Raw genomic sequence first — 15056 nt, 5'->3', positions numbered from 1 at the left:
GCGTTGCTTGTTGTTGCTTTGATTGAATTCTGGTTCAGCTCGCTGCATGCGCCTTGATGCGCACCAGCTTGCCGTCGACCACGTGCAGGCCGCATTCCTTGGAGTCGGGGTTCTCCCACCACCAGCGGCCGGCGCGGATATCTTCACCGGGCTGGATGGCGCGGGTACAGGGCTCGCAGCCAATGGACGGGTAACCCTGGTCGTGCAGCGGGTTGTAGGGCACGTCGTTGGTGCGGATGTAGTCCCACACGTCCTGTTCCGACCAGTCGGCCAGGGGGTTGAACTTCTCCATGCCGTGGGCTTCGTCCCGTTCCTGCACGTGCAGCTCGGCCCGCGTAACCGATTGCGCGCGGCGCTGGCCGGTGACCCACGAGGCCTTGCCCTGCAGGGCGCGATTGAGCGGCTCCATCTTGCGGATGTGGCAGCACTCCTTGCGCAGTTCCACGCTGTCGTAGAAGGCGTTGGCGCCGTGCTTCTGCACGTAGGCTTCCACCGCCTCAGGCTGGGGACGATAGGGCGCGACCTCGTAATCGTAGGTCTCGCGGATGCGGTCCAGCATGCCTACGGTTTCCTTGTGCAGGCGGCCGGTTTCCAGGGTGAAGATGCTGATGCGATCCTGCAGCTGGCCGCGCAGGATCAGGTCGGTCAGCACCATGTCTTCGGCCGCCAGGCTGGAGGCCAGCGCCGCCGGGGCGTACTCGGCGGCGATGCGTTCCAGCGTGGCCTGGGTCTTGGCGATGAGTTCTTGCAAGCCTGGGGTAGCCATGGGCTGTCCTTCCTTCTTCACGATCGCGCCTCAGTCAGCGGTCTGCACGGTTTCGCGCTTGACGCGGCGGAACAGCGGGTTCTTCTCATCCCAGGAGGTCTGGTACTTTTCGGAGAAGTCGGTCAGGCCCTTGACGGCATCGTGGATGTTCTTGTCGGCACGCACGGCGAAGGCGTCGAAGCCCACGCGCTGCATGTAGAACAGCTGGTCGCGCAGCACGTCGCCGATGGCGCGCAGCTCGCCGGTGTAGCCCAGGCGGGCACGCAGGTTGTAAGCGATGGAATAGCCACGGCCATCGGCGAACTTGGGGAAGTCCACGGCGACGACCGTGAAGCTGTCCAGCTGGCCCTTCAGTTCTTCCGGACGTTCATCGCTGGCCAGCCAGACGCCGATCTCGGCGCGCGACTTCAGGGCCTCGCCCTGGGCCTGCCACACCTTCAGCGGCACGATCACGCGGCCTTGCGGCACGGTCACGGTGTCTGCGGTCTCGCCTTCAGCCAGGCGCAGGACGGTCCAGTCGTCGCTGACGACGGTCTTGTTCTTGATGATTTCAGGCATTTGCGTCTTCTCCTGCGACATACTCGGCCGAACGGATCGGCGTTGCGTAAACGAACTCCTTGAACGGGGTCACACCGATGCGGCGCACGGTGTCGATGAAGCGTTCTTCCTCGGTGCGCTGCTTGACGTACACCTGCAGCAGGCGGTCGATCACGGTCGGCATCTGGGTGGCCGAGAACGAGGGGCCGATGATCTTGCCGATCGAGGACTCGTTGCCCTGGGCGCCGCCCAGCGACACCTGGTACCACTCGGAACCATCCTTGTCCACGCCCAGGATGCCGATGTTGCCCACGTGGTGGTGGCCGCAGGCGTTGATGCAACCGGAGATGTTCAGTTCGATGTCGCCGATGTCATGCTGGAAGTCGATGTTCTCGAACTTCTCGGCAATGGCCTGGGCGATCGGGATCGACTTGGCATTGGCCAGCGAGCAGAAATCGCCGCCGGGGCAGCAGATGATGTCGGTCAGCAGACCGATGTTGGGCGTCGCCAGGCCATGCGACTTGGCGGCCTTCCACAGGGCATACAGGTCGGATTGCTTGACGTCGGCCAGCACCAGGTTCTGTTCGTGGGTCACGCGCAGTTCGCCGAAGCTGTATTGATCAGCCAGGTCGGCCACGAAGTTCATCTGGTCGGCAGTGATGTCGCCCGGGGGTACGCCCGGCTTTTTCAGCGACAGGATCACGGCGGCATAGCCGGCCTGCTTGTGCGCCTTGACGTTGCGCTTGATCCAGTTGGCGAAGCCACGGTCTTCGGCCTTCAGGCGTTCGTATTCCGCATCCATGGCCGGCAGCGTTTCGTAGGCCGGATCGGTGAAGAACTTGGCCACGCGCTGCAGTTCTTCTTCGGTCAGGGTGGAAGGGCCATCCTTGATCTCGGCCCATTCTTCTTCCACCTGGCGCGCGAACTCCTCGGGGCCGATGGCCTTGACCAGGATCTTGATGCGCGCCTTGTACATGTTGTCGCGGCGGCCGTACTGGTTGTAGACGCGCAGGATCGCTTCCAGATAGGACATGGCGTGCTTCCAGGGCAGGAAGTCACGGATCACGCTGCCCAGGATGGGGGTGCGGCCCATGCCGCCGCCCACCAGCACGCGGAAGCCCACTTCGCCGGCTTCATTCTTGATGACGTGCAGGCCGATGTCATGTACCGCGGTCGCGGCGCGGTCTTCGGCAGCGCCGCTGATGGCGATCTTGAACTTGCGCGGCAGATAGGCGAACTCGGGGTGGAAGGTGCTCCACTCGCGGATCAGTTCGGCGTAGGGGCGCGGATCGACGATTTCGTCGGCGGCCACACCGGCCAGTTCGTCCGAGGTGGTGTTGCGGATGCAGTTGCCGGAAGTCTGGATGGCGTGCATTTCCACGCTGGCCAGCTGTTCCAGGATTTCAGGCGACTCTTCCAGCTTGATCCAGTTGAACTGGATGTTCTGGCGGGTGGTGAAGTGACCATAGCCGCGGTCGTACTTGACGGCGATCTCGGCGAACTTGCGCAGTTGATTGGAGGCCAGCATGCCGTAGGGAATGGCGATGCGCAGCATGTAGGCATGGCGTTGCAGGTAGAGCCCGTTCTGCAGACGCAGGATGCGGAATTCGTCTTCGGCCAGCTCATCGGACAGGCGCCGACGCACCTGGTCCCGGTATTGTGCGACTCGCTCTTTGACGATCAGGTGATCGTATTGGTCATAGCGGTACATCTTGTCTTCCCTGTTAACGTCTTATGGGCGACCGGATCAGGGTGCGCCCGATTGAAAATGAGCCTACCAAATCAGCTTGACTGCAACGCTCGTCAGCGTAATGGCCAGCAGGCCGCGCAAGAATTTCTCCGGCACCGCTCGCGCAGCGAGCGATCCGATGGTGATGCCCGGCACCGATCCCAGCAACAAGGTCGCCAGCAGTTCCCAGTTGATCGAACCCAGCCACCAGTGGCCCAGCGCCGCAATCGCGGTCAGCGGCACGGCATAGGCAATGTCGGTGCCGGCAATCTCCGCCGGAGACAGGCGAGGATACAGCAACACGAGCAAGGTGGCGCCGACGGCACCGGCACCGATGGAAGAAATCGTCACCAGCGTGCCCAGCAGGGCACCGGCGGCGATGGTGGCGTTGGCGAGCGTGGCACCCTGCAGCTGGCGTTGCGGATGGGCATTGAGCCAGGCTTGCATGCGTGCGCGGAACAGCAGGGCCACCACGGTCAGGAACACCGAGATCGCGATCGAATAACGGATGGTCAGGGCGATGCCGTCGCTGACGGCGCCGAAATGCTTGAGCAGCAGGGTGGTCACCAGCGCAGCGGGCAGGGCGCCATAGGACAGGCGGCGCACCACATCCCAGCGCACCGTACCCTTGAATCGGTGGGCCAGGGTGCCGGCGGTCTTGGTCGCGGAGGCAAAGGCCAGGTCGGTGCCCACGGCCACCGAAGGATGAATGCCGAACAGCAAGGTCAGCAGCGGTGTCATGAGCGAGCCGCCACCGACCCCGGTCAGTCCGACCAGCAGTCCTACGGCAAATCCGCTTACTACATAAGAAACAGTCATAACACCTCGCCCATTAGTCTGCGAATCGTAATAAACTTATGTTTCAAACCAAACTACATAGTATTTATTTGCTTATATACGCCTTTGGCATATGGAAATGCGCCAAACGAGGCAGGTAAGGCCGGTGAGGCCAGCAAGGCAGGCGCGGTGCGCCGCCATACCAGGTAGAAGCGAAGGAATTCCCTCATGAATCTTCATCAATTCCGTTTCGTTCGTGAAGCGGTAAGGCAGAACTTCAACCTCACGGAGGCCGCCAAGGCTCTGTATACCTCGCAGCCCGGGGTCTCCAAGGCCATCATCGAGCTGGAGGAGGAGCTGGGCGTGGACATCTTCACGCGCCACGGCAAGCGTATTCGCGGCCTGACCGAGCCGGGCCGCGCGGTGCTGCGCTCGGTCGAGCTGATCATGCAGGAAGTGGATGGCCTCAAACGTATCGGCAAGGAATTCGCCGCCCATGACAGCGGCAGTTTCACCATCGCCACCACCCACACCCAGGCGCGCTATGCGCTGCCCAAGGTGGTGCAGGCCTTCACCCAGAAGTATCCGAAAGTGCATCTTTCATTGCTGCAGGGCAATCCCAAGCAAATCACCGAGATGGTGCGCAACGACCAGGCAGACATCGCCATCGCCACCGAGGCGCTGGCCTCAGGCGAGGGATTGGTCTCGCTGCCTTGTTATCAGTGGGAGCATGTGGTGGTGGTGCCGCCGGATCACCCCTTGCTGCAGTCCAGAAGCCTGACGCTGGAAGAGATTGCCGGCAATCCCCTGATTACCTACGATTCCGCTTTCAGCGGCCGCAGCAAGATCGACCATGCCTTCTCGCTGCGCCAGTTGAAGCCTGACGTGGTGCTGGAGGCCATCGATGCCGACGTCATCAAGACCTACGTGGAGCTGGGCATGGGCGTGGGCATCATCGCCGGCATCGCCTTCGATGCCGAGCGTGACCGTGGCCTGCGGGCCATTCCGGCCGGCCACCTGTTCGGCACCAATGTCTCGCGGGTTGCCTTGAAGCAAGGTGCGTATTTGCGGGGATATGTCTATACCTTCATTGAATTGCTGGCACCGACCCTCAATCGCAAGCTGATTGCGCAGGTCATGGAAGGCGAGAAGGACATGTATGAACTTTAAGGCGTAAGGCCCGGCGCCGAGCAGTGCGCCAGGCCTGAAACAAAACGGCCGGATCCTTGCAGATCCGGCCGTTTGCGTTTGCAGCGCTGGGCGGCAATCTTATGCCACCGCCGTGCGCTCCAGGTCGCGGCAGCCATCCAGCAGGAAGGACAGGCCCACCACCAGCACCAGTTCACCTTCGGCCGAACGGGCCGTACCGGTGATGCCGGCAGTGTGGATTGCGGTCAGCGGCTTGATCACGAGATCGGCCGTGCCTTCCACCGATTCCACGCCCAGGATGTAGGGGTGGGGAACCGCCATGACGATACCCACTCGCTCATTGCCCGGCTCGTAGCCCAGCACGCCGGCCAGCGAATTGACCGGCAGCGGACGGCCCTGGTCGCGCAGCACCGGTGCGCCACCGACTTCGTCGAAGGTTTCCGGCAGCTCGACCACGCGCTCCACCACCGCCATCGGCAGGGCCAGCGGAGCACCGGCGCAGCGCACCAGCATGGTCGGGATGATCGACAGTTCGATGGGCAGGCGGATCGAGAACTTGGTACCCTTGCCGATGGTGGATTCGATGCGGATGGTGCCGCGATGCTTTTCCACCGCCGTCTTGACCACGTCCATGCCCACGCCGCGTCCGGAGACGCTGGAGGCCACTTCCTTGGTGGAGAAACCGGGCAGGAACACCAGCTGCAAGGCTTCGTCGGAGGTCAGCGCCTGGTGTTCGTTGATCAGGCCCTTGGCCAGCGCCTTGTTGCGCAGCATGTCCGGGTCCATGCCCTTGCCGTCATCGAAGACTTCGATCATGACGCTGCTGCCGGCCTGCCAGGCGTTGAGCGAAATGGTCGCCTTGTTGGGCTTGCCGGCCGCGGCGCGGTCCACTTCGATACCGTGGTCCAGCGAGTTGCGCAGCATGTGCACCAGCGGGTCGTAGAGGCTGTCCACCACCACGCGGTCGACTTCGGTTTCGGCACCGGTGATGACCAGGTCGACGTCCTTGCCGAGGTCCTTGGCCAGTTCGCGCACCAGTCGGGGGAATTTCTGGAACAGGCGGCCGACCGGCTGCATGCGCGTGGACAGCGTGGCGCGTTGCAGTTCGCTGGAGTAGCGCGAGGCGCGGCCCAGGGTTTCGGCCAGGGTCGACATCAGGGCCGCAGCGGTCCCTTCGAACTTGAACTGCTGCAGCTTTTCCAGCAGCACGGCAGCCTGGTTGGCGGCCTGCACCGATTCGCCGGCCACTTCCAGCAGGGCGTCCAGCTTGACGGCATCGATACGGATGCTTTCTTCCTTGGCCCCGCCAGGGGAATCGGTGGCGCGGCGATTCTGCTGTGCCGGCGCGGCGGCCTTGGGCTCGCCATCGGCTGCGGGCGCGGCAGGCGCGGCAGCAGCGGGTGCCGCTGCGGCAGCAGCCACCGGGGCCGCCTCGGCGCTACCCTCCGCGACCGGCGCGGCAGCCGCACCGGGCACCAGGGCCTGGTAGAGGGCGGGCCAGTCCAGTTCGCCATTCTTCATCACGCTGGCACTGCCATCGACGCTGACGGCGGCCACTGCAGCGGCGGCTGCGGGCGCGGCCACCGGTGCTGCGGCTGCCGGGGCAGGCGCTGCTGCCGCTGGGGCAGGGGCCGGCGTGGATTCGCTCTTGCCTTCGATGGCCTGGGTCAGGATGTCCTTCAGTTCGGCCGGCATCGAGGCCAGGCTGTCGGGTGCGGCACCGTTGGACAATTCGGTCAACTGGTCGGCCACGAAGCCGCTGGCCTGCAGCGCTGCTTCGATGGCCAGCGGCGTGACCGGGGCCTTGCCGGTGCGCAGCGCATCGAACAGGTTTTCGGTCAGGTGGCAGGCCGACACCATGGCCGGCAGGTTCACGAACCCGGCGCCACCCTTGATGGTGTGGAATGCGCGGAAGACCGCGTTGAGGATTTCAAGGTCATCAGGATGTCGTTCCAGCGTCAGCAGGTGCTCTTCCACGTTGGTGGCGAGATCCAACGCTTCAACGACAAAATCCTTGAGCATTTCGTCATCCATTAGAACCCCAGGCTATCGAGTAAGTCGTCCACATCGTCCTGACCCATGGCGGTGCCGCCCACGGAGGGGCCATTCATCAGGGTTACCGGTTTTTCCGCATCGATCTGCGCCTTGACTTCCGGCGGTGCATTGTCGCGCAGCAGTTGCGCCAGCTCGCGCTCGGCGGAAGCGGTGATGGCCACGATCTTCTTGATCAACTGGCCGGTGATGTCCTGGAAGTCCTGGGCCATCATGATTTCCAGCATGCGCGCCTTTTCCGCCTCGGTCGATTCCATCACCGAATTGGAGAACTTCTGCGAGTCGCCCGCCAGTGCCTTGAATTCCTCGATGTTCATCTGGCCGGCATACAGCTTGGTCCAGCGCGCGTTGATGTCCTTGGCTTGCTCCTGCAGGCGGTCTTGGGCCGGCATGCCGGAGTCCAATGCATTGAGCACCTTGTTGGCGGCCTGCTCGGTGAGGGTGGCGATGTGTTCCAGACGGCTCTGGGCGTCGCCGATCTGCTCGGCCACGTCGGTCAGCGAGCGGTCGTAGCCGAGTTCGCGCATGGAGTCGTGCAGCAGGCGCACGATACCGCCCAGGCGTTCGTACATGGGCTTGTCGCTCTGGTCCTCCTGTTCGCCTGCAGCCGCTTCTTCGGTGCCGGCGGCGGCGGGGGCGGCGGCAGCGGCAGCCGGTTCGGCAGTCATGCCCGGTAGCGTCTGCGAGGAAATTTCGTCAAACAATGCTTCCAGATCAACGTCGTCGCTCATGATTACTGATTCTCCCAACAAAGGTGTGCGCTCGTCGGCGCACTGCTGTGCAAAGTTGCCCGTAGGCGGATCTAATGCGTCGTTCCGGGAGGCACAGCCACTACCACCGCCCCGATATCAGACAGATATCGGCAGCCAGAGGCAGTCTCTGAAGGCCCGCAGACCACGACAACGTTCAGGATGACAGTGAGGCCGGCCGACCACGCAAGGGTCCGCCGGTCGACGATGCCATGGCGCCGAGTATAGGACCGCTTGGCGTGATCTCATCGGCCAAACAGCGAGTGAAATCCCCCATTTGTTTCAATTTTTCGGCCCCACCACAAAAAATTGGCAAGAACCGCGATTCAAATGTTTTTTGATAGAAAAATCGAATTTTTTCTATATATCACTGCTGAGGATGGATTTTATCCGGCTTTTTCCTGAAAGCAATTGCGGCTGTCCCGCTTGTGCTGATTTACATCATCTGGGTGCTGCGGCTTGTGGCGTGTACGCCGCACGCCTACAATGGCGCGGTTTTGGTGCCCGCCGGCGTGTCCTCGCCGGCAGTTAAACGGGAAACACGCGCCAGGCCGCCTGCAGCCAGCAGGGCGGTCAGCCAAGGTGTACTGCCCCCGCAACGGTAACCAGGTGCCGGCGACGATGTGACGATGCGTCACGTCTCGCCGGCGAGACCTCTTCCACGCCACTGTGTTTTTGCGCGAACGTTCACTTCGCCACATGGGAAGGCCGATGGTCATGCCTGCAGTCCGGAGACCGGCCAGAACAGGAGGAGCCCGCACAACCAATACTGGTGCGGTTTTCCGTTGATTGCGGCCCGCGGGGAGGCTGGCTGCACAGATTCTTGACCTGATTTTTCATGCATATCGCTTATTTCCAGGCCCGCTGTGGCGGTCCTCGCCCCCGTATTGCCCTGCGCACTGCCAGTGCGCTGATTCTTTCGGCTTTCGCTGCCTCGACCCACGCCGCCGATACCAGCCAGCCGCTGTCGGCGGTAGTGGTCTCGGCCTCGCGCTTCCCCAATGATCCGGCATTCCCGCCGGTCGCTGCCACCGTCATCACCGCCGAGCAGATCCGCGAAGCCGGCATCGACAACGCCAACGAAGCCATCCGCAAGCTGGGCGGCGTCTACGGGCGCCAGAGCCTGTCCGGCCCGCGCGACTTCCCGCTGGACCTGCGCGGCTTCGGCACCAATGGCGACCAGAACATGGTGGTGCTGGTCGATGGCGTGCGTATTTCCGAGAATGAACTGGCCACGCCGCTGCTGTCGGCGATCCCCATCGAGACCATCGAGCGCATCGAGATCGTGCGCGGCGGCAGCAGCGTGCTGTATGGCAGCGGCGCTACCGGCGGCACCATCCAGATCATCACGCGCCGCCCGCAGGCCAATACCGTGCGCGGAACCGTGATCGGCGAAGTCGGCAGCAACGGTCAGCGCGCCGGCCGGGCAGCGGTTTCGCGCGGCTGGGACAACATGTCCATCGACGCCAGCTATGCCAAGTCGCATGCCGACAACTGGCGCGACAACAGCAAGTCCGATCAGGAAAATTTCAGTACCACGGTGCAGTGGTTCGCCAGCGACTGGCGCTTCGGCCTGCGCGCCAACTTGTCGCGCGCCGATTTCGGCCTGCCGGGCAGCCTGAGCCAGGCGCAATATGACGCCAATGCGCGCCAGACCAGCAAGCCGCTGGATCACGGCTCCTATGACAATGACAGCATCACCGCCTTTCTGGAGCGCCGCTTCGGTGCCTTCGACGTGGCGGCCGAGCTGTCGCATCGGGAGAAGATTTCGCGCTCCACCTATGTCAGCAGCGGCTCCACCGCGCAAGCCAACATCCGGACCACCCAGTTCTCGCCGCGCCTGCGTCACGTGCTCGACAGCGGCCTGTGGAAGAACGAAGCCATTGCCGGTGTGGACCTGGCCGAATGGAGTTCGGCCACCAATGCCAGCTATGGCAACAGCGATGCCTCCCAGCATTCGAAGGCGCTGTACCTGCGCGATGAAATCGAGTTCGACCGCAACGCCCGCCTCGCTGCCGGCGTGCGCCGCGAGCAGTTCACCCAGCAGAGCGATTCCGGCGCCTATGGCCGCACCAGCGCCGTCAATGCCTGGGATCTGCAAGCCAGCTATGCGCCGCTGCCGCTGCTGCGCGGCTTCGTCAAGACCGGCCAGAGCTATCGCCTGGCGACTGCCGACGAGAACGGCTTCACGGCCTTGCCCAGCGGTGCGGTCCTGAAACCGCAGGTCTCGCATGACCTGGAACTGGGCGCGACCCTGGGCCATACGGCGCGCCAGGTGACGCTGCGCTGGTTCCGCCATCGCGTGCGCGACGAGCTGTATTATGACCCGACCGCCAACGGTGGCTTCGGGGCCAACAGCAACCTGGCCCCCACCCGCCATCAGGGTGTGGAACTGGAAGGCCGCGTGCAACTGACCGAGAGCTTGGGCTGGAGTGCCACCTACCAGCACATCAATGCGCGTTTCGAGGAGGGCGACAACAGCGGCAAGCAACTGGCGCTGGTACCGGCCAATACGCTGTCGACCCGCCTGAACTGGAAGTCCGGACAGCAAAGCGCCGACGTCGGTGCACGCTGGGTGGACCGCCAGCGCATGGGCAACGACTTCGCCAACACCTGCGCGCGCATGCCTTCGTTCACTACCTTCGATGCGCGGTATGCGGTGCGTGTCAGCGCCTGGGAATTTGCCGTCACGGGGACCAATCTGGCTGATCGCAAGTATTACTCGCAGGCGTATGACTGCAGTGGCGGGGCGGTCTCGGGCATCTATCCGGAGGACGGACGGGCCCTGAAATTCACCGCCCGCTACGACTTCTGATGCTGACCTGATCCTGGCCCCGATGCGACGTTACCTGCCTGTGCTGTGCACCTTGCTGCTGCTGTCCCTGCTGGCCTTGTCGGCGGCGGTGCTGTGCGGCAGTACTGGCTGTTTGCGTCCTTCGGCCTCCGCCGACCAGGTGGCGATGCTGCTGTCGCTGCGCGTGCCACGCGCGCTGACCGCCTTTGCCGTGGGCGGCGCGCTGGCCCTGTCGGGGGCGCTGATGCAGGTACTGTTGCGCAATCCGCTGGCCGATCCCTATGTATTGGGCTTGTCGGGCGGTTCGGCGGCCGGGGCCTTGCTGGCCATGCTGGCAGCCCTGCGGCTGGGCTGGCCGGTACAGGCCGTCACCGCACCCGGCGCCTTGCTGGGCGCGGGGCTGGCGATGCTGCTGCTGTTCGGGCTGGTGCGCCCCTCGCTGCGGCATCTGGCGGTGTCTCCCTTGTTGTCCAGCCAGCGCCTGTTGCTGACGGGTGTGATGCTGGCAGCGGGATTCGGTGCGCTGATTTCGCTGGCGCTGTCGATTGCGCCGGATGCGCAGTTGCGCGGCATGGTGTTCTGGCTGATCGGCGACCTCGACGATGCGCGCCTGCTGCCGTTGATGGCACCGGTGTTGCTGCTGGCATTGCTGTGGAGCTGGCGTCATGCGCCCTCGCTCAATCTGCTGGCACGCGGCGATGCCTTTGCGCAGTTGCTGGGCGTGCCGGTGATGCGGCTGCGGGTGATGCTGCTGTGTGTGGCGGCCGCGTGCACGGCCAACGCCGTGGCCATGGCAGGGACCATCGGCTTCGTCGGACTGGTGGTGCCGCATGGCTTGCGCCTGCTGGTTGGCAATGACCAGCGCCTGCTGCTGCCGGCCTGTGTCCTGGGCGGCGGGGCCATGCTGACGCTGGCGGATTTGCTGGCGCGTACCGTGGCCGCACCGGTGCAACTGCCGGTGGGAGTGATCACGGCACTGGTGGGCGTGCCAATGTTCCTGTGGCTGCTGGCGCGGAGCCGCCCATGACGAATATGACGCATTCTTCAGTGCCCGTTCTGCAAACCCGCCAGCTGGCGGTGTGCGCGGGTGAGCGTGTCCTGCTGCAGGCGCTGGACTGGCAGGTGCGCGCGGGTGAATTCTGGTGCGTGCTGGGGCGCAACGGGGTCGGCAAAAGCAGCCTGCTGCATGTACTGGCCGGCTTGCAGGCGGCGCATGCCGGCGAGGTTCTGCTGCAGGGAAGGGCGCTGTCGTCCTTTTCGCCGTCGCAACTGGCCTTGCAGCGCGGCCTGCTGTTGCAACATCAACAGGATGCGTTTTCGCTGCCGGTGCTGGATGCCGTCATGGCGGGCCGCTTTGCCCATGGCGATGGCTGGGGCGGGCCGGAGAAGGACAGCGCGCTGGCCTTGTCCGCCCTCGGACAGGTCGGCCTGTCCGGCCTGGCGGGGCAGGATCTGTTGCGGCTGTCCGGCGGGGAGCGCCAGCGCGTGGCGCTGGCGACCTTGCTGGTGCAGGCTCCCGCGCTCTGTCTGCTTGATGAACCGACCTCGCATCAGGATATCGCGGCCCAATTGCAGCTAATGCAATTGCTGCAGGAATGGGCGCGGGAGGGCAGAGCCGTGGTGGCCAGTTGTCACGATATCAATCTGGCGCGGCGCTTTGCCTCGCATATCCTGCTGCTCGACGGCAGCACCGCGCACGGCGGCCCTGCGGAAGCCATCCTGCAGCCTGCAGCGCTGGAGGCGGCATATGGATGCCGCTTCTTCCCGGTCGCGAGCCCGGACGGTGTGGTGTTCGTGGCGAGCCAGGGTGAGCAGGAGAAGCGCAAGGTTTGAAGGAAGCTTCGTATTCTCATCTGCTGATATGTTGTATTTCGGCAAAAAATCTCAAAAAAGTTACTTAAAGGTACTTTACCAAGATTTACAAGTTCTCATCCCTCGATATAATTGCCGCCGGGGAATGCCCTGACAAAGTTTTGACAATTATTTGGGAAGATCAAGAATGAACAAGAATATCGCAGCAGCAGTTACAGCAATCGCAGCAATGATGGCCGCCGGTTCGGTGGCAGCGCAGACCGTTGACAGCGGCGTGTACATCGGCCTGGAAGGCGGCGTCGCCACCATCAGCAGCATCGCTACCCCGACCAACGGCGTGAAGACCTCCGAAACCAACGAAACCGGTGCCCTGCGCGCCCTGGTTGGTTATCAGATCAACAAGAACTTCGCGATCGAACTGGGTTACTTCGCCACCGACGACTTCAAGCAAGACGGTACCAACCGCACCGGTACCGTGCGTTACAACGTCAAGGCTGACGTCAAGGGCGCCGATCTGTCCGTGATCTACAAGTTCACCGAATTCGTGCCGGGCCTGTATCTGAAGGCGGGTGCGACCCGCTCCAAGGTTTCCCTGGAACTGAGCCAGCCGTCCGGCACGAGCTCCTTCTCGCAAACCGGTACCGGTTACCTGTACGGCCTGGGCTATGAGTTCGCCGTGGCGAAGAACGTTGGCATCAACGTTGGCTACACCCGCTTCGAAAAGCTGGGTGGCGAAAGCGACAACAAGATGAATCTGTACTCGGCTGGCGTGAAGTACAAGTTCTAAGCTTTACCTGCAGTTTTGCGGGTCTTGAAATCCCTCCCTGGTGGAGGGATTTTTTTCGTTCGCGCGATCCACTGACGATTTGTCTTCTCGCTGCTGGTCTAGCAGGCTTTCCCTGATGATCCCATCAAGGGCAGCGCCAAACTTTCTTCCATTCCCGAAAAGCTTTTGGAGTGACATCGAACTCCGTCGACAAAGCAGTTGAACTTTGGTGTCAGACAGCCATGACAGCCTTGTTGCTCATTAATATCGCGCCGGCTTTCCGGTTCCTCTTTCTGGATCGGATGGCAATCTCCGCGCCGGTCTGGTGCCGTTGCGGATCTGTCAAACATGCACTTACTTTGTCGGGGTAATGATGAGCAAAATCAAATTGCTGGTGTCCGGGATGATGCTGCTGGTGGCTACCGCTGCATCGGCGCAGGCGGTCAAGGCCGAGCGGGGATTCTATGTGGGCTTGGAAGGCGGGGCCGCCACTTACGATACCGATATCGAACGCGACCGTGATGTCCGCGAGAACAATGATGCCGGCCTGGTACGACTGGGCGTCGGATATCAGTTCAATCCCAATTTTTCGGTGGAGGCTGGTTATTTCCGGATCGGGGATGCAACGCTGGAATATCGCGACCGATTTTCCCGGGATTTTTCCAGCGGCGGTGTGAAGGGCTTCGATCTGCTGGCGACCTATAAATTCACCGGTGGATTGCCAGGCGTGTATCTCAAGGGCGGGCTTACCCTGGCAACGCTGACTGAGAACGGGTCATATGAATTCAATGATGGCTACACGTCATCGGTCAGCCATACCCGTGCAAGCGAATCGGGAGCCGGCTATCTGTTGGGGCTGGGCTATGAGTATGATGTGACCAAAAGTGTCAGCCTCAACGGCGGTTATACCCGCTATCAGAGCCTGGGCGGCAATTCCCATGCTGACGTCAATCTGTTCAGCCTGGGCCTGAAATATCGCTTCTGAATACCTTCAGTCTGAAGCCGCACATCCCTCCTCGTGAGGGATGTTTTTATTGAGCGCTTGTTGTTGCTTGCCGTGCCTGATCCAGCTTCCCGCACACTTCCTGCGCCGCCTCCAGCACCCGTGGCCCGGCGCGGTTCAGCCAATCCGCATTGACGGTATGGAGCTGCCCGTCGCGCACGGCTCGCAGGCGGGGAAAGGCCTTCCAGCGCTCCAGCGGCTGGTCGCGCGCATCGCCTGCCGTGAGAATCACTTGAGGGTCTGCTGCCAGTACCGCTTCCACACTGACCGTGGGTGCCAGTTGCGGCAGATCGGCGAAGATGTTGCGCCCGCCGCACAGGCGCAGCACCGACGACACCATGTGCTGGCCGTTGAGCGTCATCAGAGGCTGGCTCCAGATCTGATAGAACACGCTCACCGGCGTACGGCCGCGATATTGCGCTTCCAGCTGCTGCCAACGCGCACGGAAGGCAGTCGCCGCCGCTTGGGCGGTGGCCTCGGAACCGGCCAACTGGCCCAGTCGTTCCAGCGAAGTAGCGATCATGCCGAAATCGGCCGGCTGGCTCTCGAAGACGGGAATGCCCAAGCTGCGCAGGCGCACCAGTTGCAGGGGTTTGTTGCCGCTGTGCCAGGCCACGACCAGATCGGGCTTGAGGCTGGCGATGCGCTCCAGGTCGAGCGCGTTGTAGCCGCCCAGGTTGGGCAGCCGGGCAGCTTGCGGGGGATAGTCGCTGTGATTGCTGACACCGACGATCTGCTCGCCGGCGCCAGCGGCGTACAGCAGTTCGGTGACATGCGGCGCCAGGCTGACGATGCGCCGCGCCGGTTGGGGCAGGGTGACGTTCTGGCCCAGGTCATCCTGGACGGTGATGCTGGCGTGAGCCGCGCCGGCCGCCAGCAATCCGGTAAGGGAGAGCAGCCAGGCCGCCAGCGCACGCATGGA

At 63.0% G+C, this 15056-nt stretch carries 13 protein-coding genes and 1 riboswitch; of the genes, 6 read left to right on the top strand and 7 right to left on the bottom strand.

Going from position 1 to position 15056, the window contains the following annotated elements; all coding sequences use genetic code 11:
- Positions 1-34: 34 nt before the first annotated feature.
- The 4 genes from ACWFUC_RS21545 to ACWFUC_RS21530 form a co-directional block, all read right to left on the bottom strand.
- The gene (locus tag ACWFUC_RS21545) at positions 35-766 is read right to left on the bottom strand and encodes a phosphoadenylyl-sulfate reductase (RefSeq protein WP_204726693.1); all 732 of its coding nucleotides are present in this window, start codon (positions 764-766) and stop codon (positions 35-37) included.
- Positions 767-796: 30 nt separating this feature from the next.
- Positions 797-1324, bottom strand: a complete 528-nt coding sequence (locus ACWFUC_RS21540; protein WP_489623234.1) for a DUF934 domain-containing protein — start codon at positions 1322-1324, stop codon at positions 797-799.
- Positions 1317-3014, bottom strand: a complete 1698-nt coding sequence (locus tag ACWFUC_RS21535; RefSeq protein WP_489623233.1) for a nitrite/sulfite reductase — start codon at positions 3012-3014, stop codon at positions 1317-1319. Before ACWFUC_RS21535 ends, ACWFUC_RS21540 begins: the two co-directional genes overlap by 8 nt.
- Before the next feature lie 63 nt (positions 3015-3077).
- The gene (locus ACWFUC_RS21530; RefSeq protein WP_121042086.1) at positions 3078-3851 is read right to left on the bottom strand and encodes a sulfite exporter TauE/SafE family protein; all 774 of its coding nucleotides are present in this window, start codon (positions 3849-3851) and stop codon (positions 3078-3080) included.
- A 186-nt stretch (positions 3852-4037) separates the two neighbouring features.
- Here ACWFUC_RS21530 and ACWFUC_RS21525 point away from each other — a divergent pair, with 186 nt between their 5' ends.
- Positions 4038-4979, top strand: a complete 942-nt coding sequence (locus ACWFUC_RS21525) for a CysB family HTH-type transcriptional regulator (protein ID WP_034333711.1) — start codon at positions 4038-4040, stop codon at positions 4977-4979.
- Positions 4980-5078: 99 nt separating this feature from the next.
- Here ACWFUC_RS21525 and ACWFUC_RS21520 read toward each other — a convergent pair whose 3' ends face one another.
- Positions 5079-6992 carry a chemotaxis protein CheA gene (locus ACWFUC_RS21520; RefSeq protein WP_489623232.1) on the bottom strand — a complete coding sequence of 638 codons (1914 nt, stop codon included), beginning with the start codon at positions 6990-6992 and terminating at the stop codon, positions 5079-5081.
- Positions 6992-7741, bottom strand: coding sequence for a protein phosphatase CheZ (locus tag ACWFUC_RS21515; RefSeq protein ID WP_489623231.1), 750 nt, complete (start codon positions 7739-7741; stop codon positions 6992-6994). The genes ACWFUC_RS21520 and ACWFUC_RS21515 overlap by 1 nt, the downstream gene beginning before the upstream one ends.
- A 499-nt stretch (positions 7742-8240) precedes the next feature.
- Positions 8241-8517, top strand: a riboswitch (cobalamin riboswitch).
- A gap of 80 nt (positions 8518-8597) precedes the next feature.
- Here ACWFUC_RS21515 and ACWFUC_RS21510 point away from each other — a divergent pair.
- The 5 genes from ACWFUC_RS21510 to ACWFUC_RS21490 all read left to right on the top strand — a co-directional run bounded on the left by ACWFUC_RS21510 (position 8598) and on the right by ACWFUC_RS21490 (position 14116).
- The gene (locus ACWFUC_RS21510) at positions 8598-10574 is read left to right on the top strand and encodes a TonB-dependent receptor family protein (RefSeq protein ID WP_489623230.1); all 1977 of its coding nucleotides are present in this window, start codon (positions 8598-8600) and stop codon (positions 10572-10574) included.
- 22 nt (positions 10575-10596) lie between these two features.
- Entirely contained in the window at positions 10597-11580 is a 984-nt protein-coding gene (locus tag ACWFUC_RS21505; RefSeq protein ID WP_343742326.1) for a FecCD family ABC transporter permease, read from the top strand.
- 5 nt (positions 11581-11585) lie between these two features.
- On the top strand, positions 11586-12386 hold the full coding sequence (locus tag ACWFUC_RS21500; RefSeq protein WP_489625569.1) for an ABC transporter ATP-binding protein: 801 nt from the start codon (positions 11586-11588) through the stop codon (positions 12384-12386).
- A gap of 208 nt (positions 12387-12594) precedes the next feature.
- Complete coding sequence (locus tag ACWFUC_RS21495) at positions 12595-13152, top strand: outer membrane beta-barrel protein (protein ID WP_489623229.1); 558 nt, start codon at positions 12595-12597, stop codon at positions 13150-13152.
- Positions 13153-13504: 352 nt separating this feature from the next.
- The gene (locus tag ACWFUC_RS21490; RefSeq protein ID WP_489637326.1) at positions 13505-14116 is read left to right on the top strand and encodes a porin family protein; all 612 of its coding nucleotides are present in this window, start codon (positions 13505-13507) and stop codon (positions 14114-14116) included.
- 46 nt (positions 14117-14162) lie between these two features.
- Here ACWFUC_RS21490 and ACWFUC_RS21485 read toward each other — a convergent pair whose 3' ends face one another.
- A complete protein-coding gene (locus ACWFUC_RS21485; protein WP_489623227.1) occupies positions 14163-15053 on the bottom strand; it encodes a cobalamin-binding protein in 891 nt (296 codons plus the stop codon).
- Between the last annotated feature and the right edge of the window lie 3 nt (positions 15054-15056).

Source organism: Herbaspirillum sp. Her4, from assembly GCF_057961335.1.
The sequence above is the reverse complement of the archived record's forward strand: the minus strand, read 5'-3'. Positions and strand labels throughout refer to the sequence as shown.